Source organism: Spirosoma pulveris (assembly GCF_054781875.1).
The window spans coordinates 1-17,607 of the sequence record NZ_BAAGTO010000017.1 but is presented as its reverse complement, the minus strand read 5'-3'; the positions used below and the strand labels follow the sequence as shown (position 1 = coordinate 17,607).

Genomic DNA, 17,607 nt, shown 5'->3' with positions numbered 1-17,607 from the left:
AACTAAAGGATGTGTTTATAACGACAAATAGTAACTTTCATTTTGCTGCTAATTAACTTTAAGCAGGATTGACTTCGCCTGATAATCGGGCTTTCCATATTTTTTCTGTAACGAAGCACTCATCTATAGGCTAATACCCTTTTTCTAACCAGTTGTCTATCATAGTTAATCCCACACAGCCGCATTGACTATAAACTCGATGGTACCTGGGCATCGGCTCACCCAACCGACGGCCTACGATCAGCCCACCAGGTTTTGGCTTTACGAATGAAAAACAGTGATATGTGCACTTGCATTCCATCGAAAATGGTACGAAATTTGTCATCCGCTAAGGAATAATATGAAGCAACCCCGTGTCATACAACGCTTTTCCAGTCTCGTGCTGGCTACTCTGCTGCTGTTTACAGCCGTTTGGGGCCATGGCAATGTGACGCAGGCGAAAGCACCTGTAACGCACAAATCGGTTGCCGAACAAGCGAAATCGGGTAAAGCTACGGATGCGCCTTCATCGGCGAAATTGAGTGCGGCTCAATTTGAAGCCGTTGTGACCCCCGCTATCCAATTGGGCGAGTCGGGTCAGAGCGCCTTTCTACTGCCCGCACCTACCCTGCTCATTTTGTTACTGCTGAGCGTTCCACTGCTCCGCTTTTTCACCTTACCGCATTTCTATTTCTCCTTTTTCAGGCACGTGTTCGGGCATCATATAGCCACCAACGCACCCTAGTCTACACACAACAGGCCGATATGCATTCATTGGCCTGCACCCGCTGTTCATTTTCGGAAGCTATGCCTTTACGCTGGCTCCATCTTTTCTTATCCTAGTAACTTAATAGCCAAATCACGGGCGTGGCCTGTGTAAACCAATGCAAAACAGAACCGGAATTATCATTCTGACAGGCGTTATTGCAGCCATCTGCATCTATTTTCTGTCGTTCACATTTGTCTCCCGGGGCGTTAAAGCCGATGCCGAGGCTTACGCTACTAACAAACAGGGCGTAGTTGATCGCTCTAAGAAGCAACACTACCTCGATTCCCTTTGGAAGGAACCAATTTATCTGGGCAGCACGCTTCAGGAAGTTACCGAACGTGAGCTCGGTCTTGGCCTTGACCTGCAAGGTGGTATGCACGTTGTACTGGAAGTATCGCCTGCCGATATTCTTCGCAGCCTGTCGGGCAACAACCGCGACCCAAAATTCAACGAGGCCCTGAAGCTGGCCGTTGAAGACCAGAAGACGAGTAGTACCAGCTTTGTCGATCTGTTCGCCAGTGAGTTCAAGAAACTGGCTCCTGATACCAAACTTGCTTCTGTTTTCGCTACCAGCGCCAACCGCAGCAAGATCAACTACCAGTCGTCGGACACCGAAGTTCGGAAGTTGCTGAACGACGAAGTGAACGGTGCCACGACACGGGCGTTCCAGATCATCCAGGCGCGCGTCGATAAGTTCGGGGTTGCCAACCCAAACATTCAGCGGTTACCGGGTTCGGGCCGTATCCAGATCGAGTTACCCGGTGTTGATAACCCCGAGCGTATTCGTCGCCTGTTGACCGGTGCCGCCAAACTTGAATTTACCGAAGTATACCGCCTGAACGAACTGGCTCCGGCTATTGAAGGCATGGGGGCATATCTGCTTAGCCAGGAAGCCGCTCGTAAAGCAGCTTTGAAAACAACCACCACAACACCGGCAACGGGTTCGGCCGCACAAGGTGCATCGAGCCTTGAGTCGCAGCTGGCACAGGGAAGCAAGAAAGATTCGACAGCGAAAAACGATACCGCTGCCGCTTCGGCACAGGGTACTGCACTCACTCAATTATTCCTGCCCGTTGGTCAGGATCAACTGGGTGTTTACCTGAAAGATACCGCCCGGGCCAATGCCGTTCTGAACGCACCCGAAGTAAAAGGTCTTTTCCCGGCCGATGCTTTTTTTGCCTGGGATCGTAAGACGTTTAAAGCTACGGATGGCAAAGAAATTCTGCCCCTTTATTTCCTGAAGAAAGCCGGTGGACGTGCTCCCCTTGAAGGTGATGTCATTACTGAAGCCTCGAATGACTACGACGATCGTGGTCGTCCGGAGGTAACCATGAACATGAACCCCGAAGGTGCCCGTAAATGGAAAAACCTGACGGCAGCCAACGTAGGGCGGCCAGTCGCTATTCTGCTGGACAACCTGGTGTACACGGCGCCAAACGTGCAAAACGAAATTCCAAACGGTCGTTCGAGCATCTCAGGCAACTTCACTGTCGAAGAAACCAAAGACATGGCCAACGTACTGAAAGCCGGTAAGCTGCCTGCTCCAACCAACATCGTTGAAGAGAGCGTTGTAGGAGCTACCCTGGGTTCGGAAGCGGTAAGTGCCGGTGTTCTTTCGTCGATCATCGGTATTCTGCTGGTACTGGCCTTTGTGGTGTTCTATTACAACCGCGCCGGTTTCATTGCCGACATTGCCCTGATCGTCAACTTATTCTTCCTGATGGGCGTAATGGCCTCGCTGGGAGCGGTTCTAACCATGCCGGGTATTGCCGGTATCGTACTATCGATTGGTATGGCCGTTGATGCGAACGTACTGATTTTTGAACGGATCAAAGAAGAACTGGAACTGGGCAAGACGTTTAAGCAGGCGGTTTCGGATGGTTTCCAGAACGCCCTATCGTCGATTATCGACTCCAACGTAACGACCTTCCTAACGGGTATCGTTCTGTTCATCTTCGGAACAGGTCTGATTCTGGGCTTTGCCACTACCCTGATCATCGGTATTTTAACGTCCCTGTTCGCGGCTATTTTCATCACCCGTCTGTTGCTGGAATATTATATCCGCAACGGGAAGACGCTGTCGTTCAGCTCAACCTGGGCAAAGAACCTGTTTGCTGATTCTAACTTCGACTTCGTATCGCGCCGGAAACTGTATTATACCGTTTCGTCGATCATTATTGCAGCCGGTATCATTTCGGCTGTTTTCAAAGGATTCGGTCTTGGGGTTGACTTTAAAGGTGGCCGTTCATACGTGATTCGCTTCGAGAAGGCGGTTAGTACAGAAGATGTACGTAACTCGCTGGAAACTGTTTTAGGCGGATCGCCCGAAGTAAAAACCTACGGTGGTACGGGTATTGGTGCCAACCAGGTGAAAGTAACGACACCTTATCTGGTGGACGATAATTCGCAGGGAGCCGACAAGAAAGCCGAAGCGACCGTCTATCAGGGCTTGAGTGCGATAAAAGGCAATCCGGCTAAGATTGAAAGTTCACAAAAAGTTGGTCCGACCATCGCGTACGACTTACTGACTTCGGCCTTATGGTCTATCCTGCTGGCCGTAGCCGTGGTATTCTTATACATTCTGATCCGCTTCAAGAAACTCGCTTTTGGTTATGGAGCCGTTGTGGCCATGTTCCACGATGTGCTGATCATTCTGGCTATTTTCTCGATCTTCAATGGTCTGCTGCCATTCTCGCTGGACGTTGACCAGGCGTTTGTAGGTGCCTTGCTCACCATCATGGGTTACTCCATGAACGATACCGTTGTGGTTTTTGACCGGGTTCGTGAGTATCTGGCCGAAAACAAAGGCAAGAAAGAATCCATTGCCGTTATTATCAACAACGCTCTGAACAGCACCCTGAGCCGCACGGCCGTAACGGGTTTCTCAACTATTCTGGTACTGTTGGTTCTGTTCATCTTCGGTGGTGAAACCATCCGTGGTTTCTCCTTCGCTATGCTCATCGGGGTTGTGGTAGGGACGTACTCATCCCTGTTCGTAGCTACCCCGATTGTAGTTGATGCACTGACCAACGCTCAGGAAAAAGAAACGATTACACCAACAGTGGCCGCGGCCGAAAAGAAAACTGGGTTCGATGCCATTCCGGCTGATTTCACAAGTGCTGCTCCGGCGACTCCGGAAGAATTCACAGCCAAGAAGGAAAAGAAAGACAAAAAACCATTGATCCGCCCTTCGCAGTCGTAATTAAATGAGCGAAAGAGTGAAAGAGTGAAAGAGCGAAACCCGGTTAACCGTTTTCTTCGCCCTTTCACTCTTTCACTCTTTCGCTCATTTAATTTCGTATATTTCGCTTAAATCCTTAAGATTATTTCCCTGAACGACACAATCACCAAACTCTAATTGATCCTGCATGGAAACCAAACTAAAACCTGTTGATACCAGTGTCTGGCGCAAAAAGCCTTTAGCGGCTTATGAGGCAGACATGAAAAAGAGTGAACTTAAGCGTGTACTGACCCGCTGGTCACTAACCTCACTTGGCATTGGTGCTGTTATTGGCGGGGGCGTATTCGTACTCACAGGTATAGCAGCTAACGAGTGGGCGGGGCCGGCACTGGCACTGGCGTTTGTTATGGCAGGAGTTGCCTGCGCATTTGCGGCATTGTGTTATGCCGAATTTGCGTCGATTCTGCCGGTAGAAGGGTCCGCTTATGCATACTCATATGGTACCGTAGGGGAAATATTTGCCTGGCTTATTGGCTGGAACCTCATCCTGGAGTACATGATGGGAGCAACAACAGTAGCGGTAAGCTGGTCAGGTTATTTTGAGAAACTACTCCACCTGGTGGGTATCAATCCACCCATCTGGTTAATGAACGACCCCGTTACAGCCCAGGAAAAGGCCGAAAAACTGCGGGCTGCCGGTGAGAGCATTCCCGACTTTTCGTTCGCCGTTAACCTACCCGCTTTCCTAATCGTTTGGTGCGTAACCTACGTACTGGTTAAAGGAATTAAAGAAGCAGCCAGCACCAACAATGCTATTGTAATCCTGAAAGTAGCCACGGTTATTTTCGTGATTGTTGCCGGTGCGTTCTACGTCGATGCCGCCAACTGGACACCGTTCATTCCAGAGCCCGTTATGGACAAAGGTGGACAACAGCACTACGGTTTCAATGGAATTGTAACTGCGGCTGGTATCGTGTTTTTTGCGTATATCGGTTTTGATGCCGTCTCGACCCAGGCGGGCGAAGCCATCAATCCAAAGAAAGACGTTCCTTTTGCGATTATCGCATCGCTTATTATTTGTACCGTTCTTTATATTCTGGTTTCGCTGGTGTTGACCGGTATGGTGAAATACGATGCTCTTGACTTGAAAGCACCAGTAGCACAGGCCTTTGCCGACCAGGGACTGACCTGGGCTGTGTACCTGATCACGATTGCGGCCATTGCCGGTCTGACGTCAGTTATGCTGGTCATGATGCTTGGTCAGACACGTATCTTCCTGGGTATGGCCAAAGATGGCTTGCTACCGAAAAACCTGTTTGCTTCTATTCACCCAACGTTCAAAACACCTTGGAAAAGCACGATTCTGGTAGGCGCCATTGTATCGGTCGTAGCGGCCCTGACCCCAATTGATAAGGTATCGGAGTTATGTTCATCGGGAACGCTGCTGGCTTTTGCCATGATCTGCGGAGCTGTCTGGTTATTGCGCGTTCGGGAACCCAATCTGGAACGCCCTTACAAGACCCCGGCTTTACCACTCGTTGCCACGCTGGGCATCCTGGCAAACCTGTATCTGATGTATAATCTGCGAACCGATACCAAAATCTCGTTCCTGATCTGGTGTTCACTCGGTCTTGTCGTGTACTTCCTGTACAGCCGCAAACACAGTCATCTCAATAAACCTGAAGACCATCAGTAGAATGGTCAAATGATTAACCTATTCAGGTAAATTTGAATTGAGCGCCCTCTACTGTATGCAGTAGAGGGCGTTTTTAGTAGTCTATAGGCTAAACAAGTGTAGTTTTGCTCCATAATGAGTGAACAGGAGTTGTTTGGCTATGCGTCGGCCATCGTTGTGGGTTTGGTCATCGGATTAGCCGGTGGGGGTGGTTCTATTCTGACCGTACCTATATTCGTATACATTTTTCATGTACCTACCGTACTGGCCACTACGTATTCGCTGTTTGTCGTTGGCTCGACCTCACTGGTCGGTTCCCTAAATTACATCAGGCATCGAAAAGTCGATTTACGGGCGACAGCCGCGTTTGCATTGCCGTCGTTCATATCCGTCTACCTGAGTCGTCGGTTTCTGGTTCCGGCCTTGCCCGATCCGCTGTTTCAGTTCGATCGTTTCGTCTTGTCGAAGAGCGAAGCCATCTTATACTTCTTTGCCATCGTTATGATCATTGCCGCCCACGCCATGATCAAGAACGATCGTCCGGAGCAGGGCGAAGCCGCCGACGGCCGCCCCCGTTATGGTAATCTGGCCCTCGATGGACTGGCAGTTGGCTTATTGACGGGTACAATTGGCGCTGGAGGAGGTTTTTTGATTGTGCCTATGCTGGTGCTAATGGCCGGTCTGCCTATGACCAGAGCTGTGGCTACCTCCGTCCTGATCATTGCCGTCAACTCATTCGTCGGGTTTATTGGCGATATTCAGCATACACAACCGGACTGGAATTTTCTGCTACCCTTTACGGGTTTATCCATTATCGGCATTTTTATTGGTATGTATTCGGCTCAATTCGTACCACCTGATAAACTCAAAAAAGGGTTTGGCTGGTTTGTTCTGGTAGTGGCCCTTTACATGATTAGCCGGGAATTAACCTGATACGAATGGGTCGGCTGCTACTGCAGCAACCCGCACCTGTAAGTTACATTAAAGCCTCTCACCTTCGCACAATGATCATCGAACAACTATACACGGGCTGTCTGGCTCAAGGCGCTTATTATATTGAAAGTAACGGCGAAGCGGCCATCATCGATCCACTCCGCGAAACATCGCCTTACATCCGGAAAAGCGATAAAGCGGGTGCCAAAATAAAGTACGTTTTCGAAACCCACTTTCATGCCGACTTTGTATCCGGCCACGTAGATCTGGCTCGAAAAACAGGTGCGACAATTGTGTATGGCCCCAATGCCAATACTACTTACGAGGCTTATCACGCTAAAGATGGCGAAACCTTTGCCCTTGGCCATGTGACCATAAAAGTACTGCATACACCCGGTCACACACCCGAGTCGACAACGTACCTGCTCATCGACGAAACAGGAAAAGACCACGCCATCTTTACCGGCGATACTCTGTTCATTGGCGATGTTGGTCGGCCGGACTTAGCCATTAAAGGAGATTTGACCGAACATGATCTGGCCGGTATGTTATACGACAGCCTTCAGGCCAGAATCATGCCGCTTCCTGATGATGTAATCGTTTATCCCGCTCACGGGGCCGGCTCGGCCTGCGGCAAGAACATGAGCAAGGAAACAACTGATACCTTGGGCAACCAGAAGCGCTTTAACTACGCCCTGCGTGCTAATTCGCGGGAAGAGTTTATTCAAAAAGTGCTCGATGGCTTAACAAAGGCGCCCGCTTACTTTGCCGAAAATGCCCGGCTTAATAAAGAGGGATATGAACCCATCGACCGCGTTTTACAGCGGGGGAGCCAGCGCCTTTCGCCCGATGCTTTCGAAGCGGCCGTAAACGAAACGGGAGCGCTCGTTCTGGATGTACGGGAAGCTGCTGATTTTGCCCGGGGATTTATCCCAAATTCAATCAATATTGGTCTTGACGGGCAGTTTGCGCCCTGGGTTGGCGCGCTAATTCCGGAGTTAACTCAACCTATTGCACTCATCGCTCCTGAAGGCCAGGAAGAAGAAACCATTCTGCGGCTGGCGCGCGTTGGCTACGATAACTGTATCGGCTTTTTGGAAGGTGGCTTTCCGGCCTGGCAGCACGCGGGGAAAGAAGTTGACCAGATCGACTCTATATCGGCGGAGGAATTTGCCAGTCGATGGCAGCAGAATCCGCATATTTCGGTTGTCGATGTACGAAAGCCAACTGAATTCGCGGCCGAACACGTTGACGGTGCGAGCAACGTGCCGCTCGACAACGTCAACGATCACATGACCGTAGTACCCCGCCATGAGCCCGTGTATGTACATTGCGCCGGAGGGTATCGCTCCATGGTCGCTAATTCGATCTTCAAAGCGCGAGGGTTCGATAACGTTATAAACGTGAAGGGCGGTTTGGCCGCTATTCGAAAAATGGGAGTTGTTGCGCTAAGCAGTGAAACTGTTTAACACTGAACTTAATCTACTAAATTAATTACGAACCAGGTCGTAGAAGTTCGTTAGATAACCGGCGAACACAGCAAATAGTCTGTTTAACATAAATAGGAAAAAGATTAAACAAAATTTCATTATCTTCGTTGACAGTTTATTAATTGTACGACTATGAGTACGTATTCAATCAGAGATTTAGAGCAGCTTTCGGGCATTAAAGCTCATACGTTACGCATCTGGGAACAACGCTACGCTATTCTGACGCCAGATCGGACCGATACCAATATTCGTTCTTACGGAGATGAAGATCTGAAGCGCGTTCTGAATATTTCGTTGTTGAAAGATCACGGATACAAAATTTCGGAGATCGCCAAATTGTCGTCGGAAGAGCTGGCCAATGAAGTCGTAAAAATCTCCGAACGGCAGCTCAACTATCCCGATCAGATTCACGCATTGACCATTTCGATGCTTGATATGAGCGAAGATCGGTTCGAAAAAATCATCAGCACCAACATTAATCAGTTCGGCTTTGAGAGTACGATGATCAATATCGTCTACCCTTTCCTGAGTCGCATTGGCACCCTTTGGCTGACGGGTTCGGTAGGTCCGGCGCAGGAGCACTTCATCACCAACCTGATCCGGCAGAAATTAATTGTCGCCATCGATGGGCTATCCGGAACACCAAGCAACGGCAAGAAATATATGCTGTTTTTGCCAGAGGGCGAGTTTCACGAAATAAGCCTTTTGTTTGCGCATTACATCATTCGCTCCCGTGCCAACAAAGTCATCTATCTGGGCCAGAGTTTACCGTTCAATGAGCTGGTATTTGGCCACTCATTGTACAAACCGGATTATGTTTTCTCCGTCCTGACATCGGTTCCGTCTAACCATGAAGTACAGCCTTATGTGAACCGACTGGCCCAGGCTTTCCCCGACTCGCAAATTCTGCTGACGGGTTACCAGGTAGTTGGGCAGGATATCGAGACACCCGAAAATACCCGCATCATCAATCAGATTAATGACCTGATGCGCCTTGCCAGTCATTAAAGGGCCTTTCTTGTCAGCTGGTGGCGAAGGTGATGAGTGCCATGATGGTCGCTTAGAAAAGGTCCGGGACGTTCAGGTATTCCCTAAACGCTGGGCAAACCAGAGCGCACGCCGTTCGGCATAGGTATACGAATCACGGGCGAGCTGGAAACCCACATGACCGCCCGTGCGGGGCGTCTCCAGAAAAATATGTGGATGGGATTTTGCCAATTCTTCCGGCGAGCATTCCGGCGAAAGCAGCGGATCGTTCTGGGCATTGAGCAAGAGTACAGGAACAGCAATGTCGGGCATAAAATTAACCGCTGATGCCTGCGTATAAAAATCGTCGGCGTCCCGGTAATTATTGACCGGGGCAGAAAAGAACTCATCAAAATCTTTCCACTGTTTCACCAGCCGGATCTTGCTCATATCCAGCTGCCCCGGAAACATCTGCGCCTTTCGGGCAATTTTGACCAGCAACTTTTTCATAAATCGATTCCGATAGAACCGGTTCGACGGTCGGTCGAGCAGGCAGGCGCTGGCCCCAAGATCCGTTGGAGACGAGATGGCAATACCGGCTTTTATGGCATCGGAAAGCCGGTTTCCATGTACCCCGAGGTATTTCAGGGTAATGTTGCCGCCCATGCTGTAGCCAACCAGAACAACTTCCTGATAGCCCATTGTACGCAAAGCATGATCGATTACTTCGCCTAAATCACCAATTTCGCCGTGGTTATAAAGCCGGAAAGCCTGATTCATTTCGCCACTGCACGACCGGCAGTTCCAGGCGAGTACATCGTAGTTATGCTGTGCAAATAACTTGGCCGTTCCCCGGATGTATTGCCGGTTGCTGTCACCTTCCAGCCCATGTGTCAGCACAACGAGACGACTTTTGCCCGCTTTAATCCAGTCCAGATCAACAAAATCGCCATCAGTTAGTACCAGGCGTTCGCGCTCGTATGGAATCCCGGTAACTTTGCGCGTCAGGCTGGGAATGATGGTTTGCAAGTGACCATTGTATTGATAAGCGGGTGGACCGGGGTAAGGCGAATGAATGATGGGCATATTACCTGAACAACGAATACATTTACGATGTTGTTTCACCACATCTTATAGCTATGCAGTTTGCCAAATACGCTTCTGTCGTTATCGCCAGCACCATAAAATTTGTGGGCGGGCCAATCTCGGGCGCTGCCCTTGGCTTGGGCTGGCTTGAAACAACCATCTGTACGGCACTGGGCATGATGATCAGTGTGGTGGTCGTTACGTTTGCAGGGGCGGCTTTACAGACTCTTTTGCAACGCTACCGGAAATCGACACCAAAACGCTTTACCAGGCGCACACGAATGGCCATCCGTATCTGGAAACGTTCCGGACTGGCAGGTATTGCCTTCCTTACTCCCCTGATCCTGACCCCCATTGGCGGAACCATTCTGGCTCTTTCGTTCGGCGTTAAACGCGGTCAGCTGGTGTTTTACATGCTTGTTAGCGCTCTGGTGTGGGCCGTTGTGCAGACACTCGCTTTTTACCAGATTCCGGGATTAAAAGGTATGTTTGCCTAGGATGACGTTTTCGTAAATCAATTGAATTTAGCCTATACATTGCCAATGAAAGCCCTGCTCTTCTTCTGGGTAGTTGTTTTGGTTCCTGGTCTGGCCTTTCCACAGGCAATTATCTCCAGTGTCTATTCCTTTAGTCATTCATCTACCCTCAAACAGACTGGCTACGAGGAGAAAACACTGGCAGAAGGCAACACACGCGATTTTTCCCACATTATCGTTCAGGCCATAACGCTGGCAGCGAATCGACCCGCCCAGTCCGTTCAACAGCTTGACGAAGAGGCTATTCTGTTCGTTAAATCGGGAGAGCTAACACTGACATTCGGCAAAAACCACAAAACCCTACTCCCCGGCAGCGTCGCTATGATCATGCCCGGCGACGAGTACCAGATTGATAACAAAGCTAACCAAACCCTTGTCTATTATCAGATTCGGTATACATCCAACGAAATGCCTGATCTGGATTTGTATCGGCTGTTGGGCAACTCATTTTGGGTCGACTGGCGGGACATACCTACGAGCGATGACCAGCGCGGAAATAACCGCCGATTTTCACCATATCCAACCATAATGAGCAGCCGCGTATCTCTGGATATGACAACCGTTAACGCCGGTCTGGCGGAGCAGCCGGTTCACACCCACCGGGCGGCTGAGCTTCTACTCATTCTGGACCGTCCGGTTCAGTTACGTATAGAAGGAACGCTGAAAGAAGCTCAGGCCGGAGACCTCATCTTTATTGAATCGGAGGTAGCGCACGGCATCAGCCCGCTCCGTGGAGAAGAGTGCACGTATATATCCGTCCAGCTTTAGCGATTATCCTTGGTTGTTGACGTAATCGTATGATGGCGTAAAACCTGACAGTAGCCCATACCTGCGCTCGATCAAAAATGCGTTCTCTACTACCGACTGACCGTTTGTGAGACTGACGTGGGTGTTTTTTTACGGAAATCTCCTTGTGAAAAGTACTTCTCGATCAGGCAGTACATCAGAATGAAGAAATAGCGGCTGCCCATCTCCTTGATCTTCAGTTTCGATTCGCCGTACTTCCGGTTTGTCCAGCTGTTGGGAACAACGTCGAACGAATAGCCCCGCACAATGGCCTTTAGCGGCAGTTCAACCGTGAGGTTAAAATGGGGTGCCAGAAAGGGTTTGACCCCTTCAATAGTTTCGCGTTTATAAAGTTTGAAGGCGTTTGTAGTATCGTCGTATTTGATACCCATCACCATCCGGACAATGAAGTTGGCAATGCGGTTGATGAATTTTTTCAGGGGTGGGTAGTCGATCACTTTGCCTCCTTTTATCCAGCGCGAACCAAATACCGCATCGACGCCCGTGTCCAGCATCTTGTTGTAAAACAGAACCAGATCTTCAGGGTCATCGGAGAGGTCGGCCATGAAGACCGCCACACAATCGCCCGAGAAGCGTTCCAGACCATAACGAACAGCGTAACCGAACCCATTGGGACCGGGGTTGGTGTAATGGACCAGTGTCGGAATTTCGGTGGCCGCCAGTTGCTCCAGTATTTTTAGCGTACCATCCTTCGAATTATCGTTTGTAACACATATTTCGTGCGGAATTCCGTGCTTTGCCAGCGTCTGGTAGAGCGATCGAAGAGTTGGCGGCAACGACTCCTCTTCGTTATAGGCGGGAATGACAACGCTTAATTTCATGCGTAAAAATAAAAATAACAGTTGGTAAAGCTAGACTTTAGGCTTCCAATGTTGGGCTACATCAGGAACAGCCTGCCGAATACGGGCTAGTAAATCAGGCGGTAAGTGCCCCAATGCTTCGGCTCTACGATTGGCCGCAACCTGCCGTTCGTTTCGCATCCCCGGAATAACGACACCAATGGATTCATTGGATAAACTGAATCGCAAAGCAGAAATGGCCATTCCGCCGGGTTGCTCATCAAGAAAATTTAGTTTACGCATAGACTCAAGAAGCCAGTTGCGATCCCGTTCGGGCAAATAATGCCGGTACTGGTCGGTAGGAAAAACGGGGTCCTGCGTTAGATAGGCTGGATTCAGGAAACCGGAAGCCAGCGGTACCCGACCGATGAAAAAATACTGACTCGCCTTGGGTGCGGTGAAAAGGAGGTCCTCGGCCCGACGGTCCAGCGCGTTATAGATCACCTCCAGCACACTGCCAAAGCCAGCATCCATTACGCGTCTGGCACCATATACCGACCGGGAACTTACCCCGTACGAACGAATTTTGCCTGCCTGAACCAGATCGTCAAATGGTTTGGGATCGTAAGTCGACCAGTCGAAGGCATCGGGCGGGCTATGCAGCAGTAACACATCAAGGGTATCGACACTTAACCGACGAAGACTGGCGTCTACAGCTTCGGTCAGATAGGCCGCGCTATAATCCTGAATCGGCTGCCCATCCGGCGTTTGCCGGTTACCAAATTTGGTACAGACGAGGGCATTAGTTGCTGATTTTTGGGCAAACGCTTCCTGCAATATGGTTTCAGCCTGGCCCCGGCCGTAGCTGTCGGCCGTATCGAAGAAGTTTATACCTGCCTCCAGGGCAGCGTGTACGGCGCGTATAGCGTCTGTTTTGTCTACCTCGCCCCAGCCGGTTGGGTTACCGTTCACGACGTTGGGGCCACCAAACTGCCAGGTGCCAAACCCCAATCGGGATGTAAGCTGTTCGTTTATGGAAACAGGCATAAGTAAGTAATGAAACAGTCTGGTTGTCCCCAAGCCACCGACTGTAGTCAACTGCTTACGTACAACCAGACTGTAGTTAGTCTAAAGAAGTGCTTTCCTCTTTTCGGCCATTTTAGTAGTCCTGAGAAAAGTATTATCCAGTAAATTTTTTTACATAGGCTCAATAAACAGCCTCGGCGGCTGGTGTAATAATAATTTTCCCTTTGATCAAGCTACGCTGGCCTGGGTACTCGGCAAAGAACGCATTCCGGCCATGCAGCACCCGATCGTCGTGGAAGAAAACAGCCTCACCCTTCTGCAATTGAATTGGGAGAATAACACCGGCATTCATGATCCGCGATTCCAGGAACTGGTGAAAACGCTCGCAAAGGTCCAGCACTTCCGGCGTATTCTCCTCCCGCGACAGGCAGAAGTAGTTCCAGTTGGCCAGGTACCCTTCACCGTCCTTGTCAATGATCTTCCGCACCTTGCGGGCGCCCCCTTTGGCATGAACCACATCGGTAGCCATCAGTTCATCCAGCAAAGCCTCTTGCCCATCCAGCTTCATGCATTCAACCAGGTCGGGCAGGTCGAAGAAGGTCGTTGCTCCACCAGTCTTGGCTCTTGAAGCACAGTAGAAGAAGTTTACGGCTTCTTCGTCGCCCAGTTCGACGTACGAATCGTCTGTGTGCAACGGTTGACGTGTGTTGCTGGAGCGGTATCGATCCGGAATCTGCGGATCGTAGGTAATGTCAATCCAGCGATTTCCGGTCATTTTACCAGTGGCAAGATCTTCATCGGCGGCATGGATGCGGCCAATGGTTTCAGATAGCCTGCTGTAGAAATCGTGGACTGGCAAATCCTCCCGAAAACCCGATAGGAAAACTAGTTTGTTCGTCTGAACGGCTTCTTTTACTTCTTGAATTGATTGGTCTGGGGTAGTGTAGACAACTTGTCTGTAAAAGTTCATAGCGTCTCTCATTTCGTTAGCTAGACACAAAATAGATAAAGTCGATTGGCTGCCCAAATCCTTTTACCCCAGATAATCAATTATTTAGCATACGGTGCAGTCCAATAGCAACTGTACCATAAGCACGTTGTATACTGAGTGGTGTAAGGTGTTCAAAGACAATCTTTTTGAAATCAGCCCACTTGGGCTTTGCCAGTGAATAATATCTGGTAGCCAGCCCCAGTTTCGATAAATATCTGGTGCTATACTGATGGCTACCCAGCATCATCCGGTAGTAACGGGCTATGTTTTTCTTCAGCAAATCGTCGTATTGGTAATTCAATTCGCGGTTAATATTCGCATACATGTCAATCCGGTTTTGCAGAAAAACAGCATCATCATACTTATCCGAGAAGCTGGCCCCGTTCTTGTTTTTTCGATAGACCGACATTACATCGGGTATGTAGCCTATTTTACCCATCTTAGCTTTGAGAATCAGACGGGGAATATCACCACTAACCGATTCGCTAAACCAGGCAGGATACTCTTTAATTGAGTTTCGATACATGGTACTCGACGTAGCCATGAACCAGATTTCGTCCTCCCCAATTAAGTCTTCAATGGTAAAAAACGGCTTTGTATCAGGTCCGTTGAGCACATGCGACGGACTTCCGTCTTCGTAGGTAATCAACGCATTATGGAACACCATCGAGTAATCGGGGTGTGCATCGAGTAGATCGGCCTGCTTCTGTAGTTTGAGCGGATCGGTAAAATAATCATCGCCATCCATCAGGGCATAATACTCCCCTTGAGCCAGTTTCAGCGTTTCCAGAAAGTTAATACCCCCGTTTTTGCCCATGTTGCGCGGGTGCAGTATACCACGCACCAGGCCGGGGTGCTGGCGTTCATACTCCTGAATAATGTCTCTTGTTCCATCCTTCGAGAAGTCATCGCCAACTAAAATTTCAATCGGAAATGTAGTTTGCTGGGCCAGTGCACTGTCGATGGCCTGACGGATGAAATTCTTCTGATTATAGGTAATGATCAGAACGCTTACTTTCGGCATAAAGAACGAATAATCAATCAGTTTGGGCAGCTGCTAGTGTATAGCCTTTTCCGAAACCGTGAACTAAGTATTAAACAGCAACTTCAGAGGAAGTGTTTTTTGCTGTTTGAATCTGTGCTTTCCAACCCTGTGGTTCATCCTTTTCGGCGGGTTTGGCCCAGGGGTCGTAGAAGGGTAAGATAGCTACCCAGCGACCAGCCGGATCGTCCCAGCTGAAGCGGTCGGCAAAACTCGACGGACTAACCCAGTGAGGCAGATCATACCGGAACAGAATGATGTCGCCCATATCCTGGAAGCCTTCCGTCTCAACGATATGGTCATTGATCACGTAGCCGGTTCCTCCCGATGTATAGTCTTTCCCATACTGGTTCAGCGCCAGAATAGTGCCTACTTTCTGCGGATTAAGCGGGTGCCAGTGGCGACCAAAGAAACTTCCGCCCAGTGGATAATGCGTAACCTGCGGATGGAAATACGGCTGGCCTTTGCGGATTCCGTATTCTTCGTTATTGCCCGTCAGATCATTCCAGAATTGCCGCATTGGGGTAAAAACGCTCAGCAATGTTTGTCTGGTCGACTCGTCGAGGTCCAGAAGGGCATCAAAGGTATGGTCGTGAAACAACTGCGGGGCCTGCTGAATTTTGGCAATGTGCAGCCGTTGCTTATGCTGGTTGTTATCGAATGTATCCGGCCCCTCGGCCAGCGGTGTGCTGTCGGCCCAGGCGCGGGTAGTGGCAATAACGCTGCGGAGCGTAGTTTCCGGAATACCGGTTCTGATTATAACGATGTTTGGCTCGTTGACCAACCGCATTACCTCCTCGTAAGGAACCTCAGGAACGATCCGGCCATCCTTAAACTCAGCGTCGATTTTTATCAGGTATTTTGCAACTTCTTTCATAAAGAAAACTAGTCATTGCGCGATTTCCGCGTATGTTCTCAATTGATTAATTTTTGTCACAAAGTAGGACGGTATCCGCAAAAAATGCAACGGGTCGTTTGTTGATTCTGATCAGTTTGCGGACTGATTTGCATAGCCAAAACCCGATGCACCAAACCCGTTTCCGTTGTATAACATAATCCACTGGTTCTGGTGTTCAAAAATATGACAGTAGTCCATCATGATCGAATCCCAGCCTTCTGTCGATCGTTCGATACCGGCTAGCTCGTCTTTCCGCTCCCAGCTTATGCCATCTTTCGACTCGGCATAGCCAATCCGGTAACTTCGTTCAACGTCGGTGCGGTAGTTGGTTGCGTTGCGGTACGAAAAATACATTTTGTATAAACCGCCGTCCTTATATACCGTTGGCCGACCAATGGCATCCGTAAACTCGTCGTAACCTACGCACACATGACCCGTACGCTTCCAGTCGATACCATCTTCCGATTCGGCGTACTTGACATCATAGAACGGCTCGGGGTGCCCGTTGATCACCTCTATTTTGGTGCACGACAGGTACCACATCCGCCAGCGGATAGCGCCATCGGGTTGCTCCTCGCGCATCACGCAGGGTTGCGCGATCCAGACCTGATCGTATATGGATCGGTCGAGCAAAGGGCCCGTATACTTACGCTCAAATGTCAGGCCACCATCCCGACTGATGGCTAATCCAATAGCGAGTCGATAACTGGCCGTTTCGCTTTTGTTCCAACCGGTGTAGTATAGCCAGATCTCATCACCTACGGGTAAAAACCAGGATGGCATGGTTCCGGTTTCATCGAACATACCGACGGCCCCTTTCTGTAAACAGGGCTTGTCGTGTACGTACGTCACCTCCGACAGATTGTTCGGATTCAGTTCCACGAACGATACCGCCGACGCACTTTGTTCGTCGCGGGTAGAAAAATAAACCCGCACCTTATCCTGCATCGGGAAACCAAAGGGAACCTGTGCGTGGGTACGGCTGAACGGTTTTGACCCGTCGGGCTTATAAACCAGTCCTTTTTTATACCAAGTCATTGAATTCAGGAAGTAGGTGTATGTGGGCCGGATACAAGTACCCGGCCCACATGTATTAATGATTGGTAGCCAACCGGGCCACCATGCTGTCGTGAATCTGGGTCATGGTCTCCTTCAGATCGAAGGTCCAGTCCCAGCCCGGATAGTGCGCCTTGAACTTGCTCAGGTCCGAGATGTACCAGATATGGTCCCCGCTCCGGTTGGTCTCCGAGTACTGATAGTTCATCTTATTGCCCGAAATCTGCTCACACAACGCGATCGCTTCCAGCATCGAACAGTTGGCGTAACGACCACCCCCCGCGTTGTACACCTCCCCCGGACGAGGATTCTGGTAGAAGTGCCAGAACATGTTCACCAGATCCCAGCTGTGGATGTTGTCCCGCACCTGCTTGCCCTTGTAGCCGAACACCG

Annotated in this window: 15 protein-coding genes and 1 pseudogene; 8 read left to right on the top strand and 8 right to left on the bottom strand. The window is 49.8% G+C overall.

The window, feature by feature from the left end; all coding sequences use genetic code 11:
- Positions 1 to 340: 340 nt before the first annotated feature.
- From ACYVJM_RS29375 to ACYVJM_RS29350, 6 genes are all read left to right on the top strand, one after another.
- Positions 341 to 724 (top strand): hypothetical protein, encoded by a 384-nt coding sequence (locus ACYVJM_RS29375; RefSeq protein ID WP_461151697.1) that lies wholly within the window; start codon positions 341 to 343, stop codon positions 722 to 724.
- A gap of 139 nt (positions 725 to 863) precedes the next feature.
- Positions 864 to 3,950 carry a protein translocase subunit SecDF gene (gene secDF, locus ACYVJM_RS29370; protein ID WP_461151696.1) on the top strand — a complete coding sequence of 1,029 codons (3,087 nt, stop codon included), beginning with the start codon at positions 864 to 866 and terminating at the stop codon, positions 3,948 to 3,950.
- 166 nt (positions 3,951 to 4,116) lie between these two features.
- Entirely contained in the window at positions 4,117 to 5,625 is a 1,509-nt protein-coding gene (locus ACYVJM_RS29365; protein WP_461151695.1) for an APC family permease, read from the top strand.
- Between the two features lie 114 nt (positions 5,626 to 5,739).
- Positions 5,740 to 6,537: a sulfite exporter TauE/SafE family protein gene (locus ACYVJM_RS29360; protein ID WP_461151694.1), complete on the top strand. Its 798-nt coding sequence runs from the start codon at positions 5,740 to 5,742 to the stop codon at positions 6,535 to 6,537.
- A 71-nt stretch (positions 6,538 to 6,608) separates the two neighbouring features.
- Positions 6,609 to 8,006 carry an MBL fold metallo-hydrolase gene (locus ACYVJM_RS29355; protein WP_461151693.1) on the top strand — a complete coding sequence of 466 codons (1,398 nt, stop codon included), beginning with the start codon at positions 6,609 to 6,611 and terminating at the stop codon, positions 8,004 to 8,006.
- Between the two features lie 153 nt (positions 8,007 to 8,159).
- Entirely contained in the window at positions 8,160 to 9,035 is an 876-nt protein-coding gene (locus tag ACYVJM_RS29350; protein WP_461151692.1) for a MerR family transcriptional regulator, read from the top strand.
- A 72-nt stretch (positions 9,036 to 9,107) separates the two neighbouring features.
- Here the strand turns inward: ACYVJM_RS29350 and ACYVJM_RS29345 are convergent, their stop codons facing one another.
- Positions 9,108 to 10,079 (bottom strand): YheT family hydrolase, encoded by a 972-nt coding sequence (locus tag ACYVJM_RS29345; protein ID WP_461151691.1) that lies wholly within the window; start codon positions 10,077 to 10,079, stop codon positions 9,108 to 9,110.
- A gap of 53 nt (positions 10,080 to 10,132) precedes the next feature.
- On the opposite strand from ACYVJM_RS29345, the gene ACYVJM_RS29340 reads away from it, so the two are divergent.
- Both ACYVJM_RS29340 and ACYVJM_RS29335 read left to right on the top strand, forming a co-directional pair.
- A complete protein-coding gene (locus ACYVJM_RS29340) occupies positions 10,133 to 10,576 on the top strand; it encodes a hypothetical protein (protein WP_461151690.1) in 444 nt (147 codons plus the stop codon).
- Between the two features lie 45 nt (positions 10,577 to 10,621).
- Entirely contained in the window at positions 10,622 to 11,383 is a 762-nt protein-coding gene (locus ACYVJM_RS29335; RefSeq protein ID WP_461151689.1) for a cupin, read from the top strand.
- Positions 11,384 to 11,472: 89 nt separating this feature from the next.
- Here ACYVJM_RS29335 and ACYVJM_RS29330 read toward each other — a convergent pair whose 3' ends face one another.
- The 7 genes and pseudogenes from ACYVJM_RS29330 to ACYVJM_RS29300 form a co-directional block, all read right to left on the bottom strand.
- Positions 11,473 to 12,243: a glycosyltransferase family 2 protein gene (locus ACYVJM_RS29330; RefSeq protein WP_461151688.1), complete on the bottom strand. Its 771-nt coding sequence runs from the start codon at positions 12,241 to 12,243 to the stop codon at positions 11,473 to 11,475.
- A gap of 30 nt (positions 12,244 to 12,273) precedes the next feature.
- Positions 12,274 to 13,248, bottom strand: a complete 975-nt coding sequence (locus tag ACYVJM_RS29325; protein ID WP_461151687.1) for an aldo/keto reductase — start codon at positions 13,246 to 13,248, stop codon at positions 12,274 to 12,276.
- Between the two features lie 160 nt (positions 13,249 to 13,408).
- The gene (locus ACYVJM_RS29320) at positions 13,409 to 14,197 is read right to left on the bottom strand and encodes a TauD/TfdA family dioxygenase (RefSeq protein WP_461151686.1); all 789 of its coding nucleotides are present in this window, start codon (positions 14,195 to 14,197) and stop codon (positions 13,409 to 13,411) included.
- Between the two features lie 76 nt (positions 14,198 to 14,273).
- Positions 14,274 to 15,242, bottom strand: coding sequence for a glycosyltransferase family 2 protein (locus ACYVJM_RS29315; protein WP_461151685.1), 969 nt, complete (start codon positions 15,240 to 15,242; stop codon positions 14,274 to 14,276).
- Positions 15,243 to 15,312: 70 nt separating this feature from the next.
- Positions 15,313 to 16,137, bottom strand: coding sequence for a hypothetical protein (locus ACYVJM_RS29310; protein ID WP_461151684.1), 825 nt, complete (start codon positions 16,135 to 16,137; stop codon positions 15,313 to 15,315).
- 111 nt (positions 16,138 to 16,248) lie between these two features.
- Entirely contained in the window at positions 16,249 to 17,196 is a 948-nt protein-coding gene (locus ACYVJM_RS29305) for a glycoside hydrolase family protein (RefSeq protein WP_461151683.1), read from the bottom strand.
- Between the two features lie 55 nt (positions 17,197 to 17,251).
- Positions 17,252 to 17,607, bottom strand: a pseudogene (locus ACYVJM_RS29300) (NAD-dependent epimerase/dehydratase family protein); the annotation flags it as partial.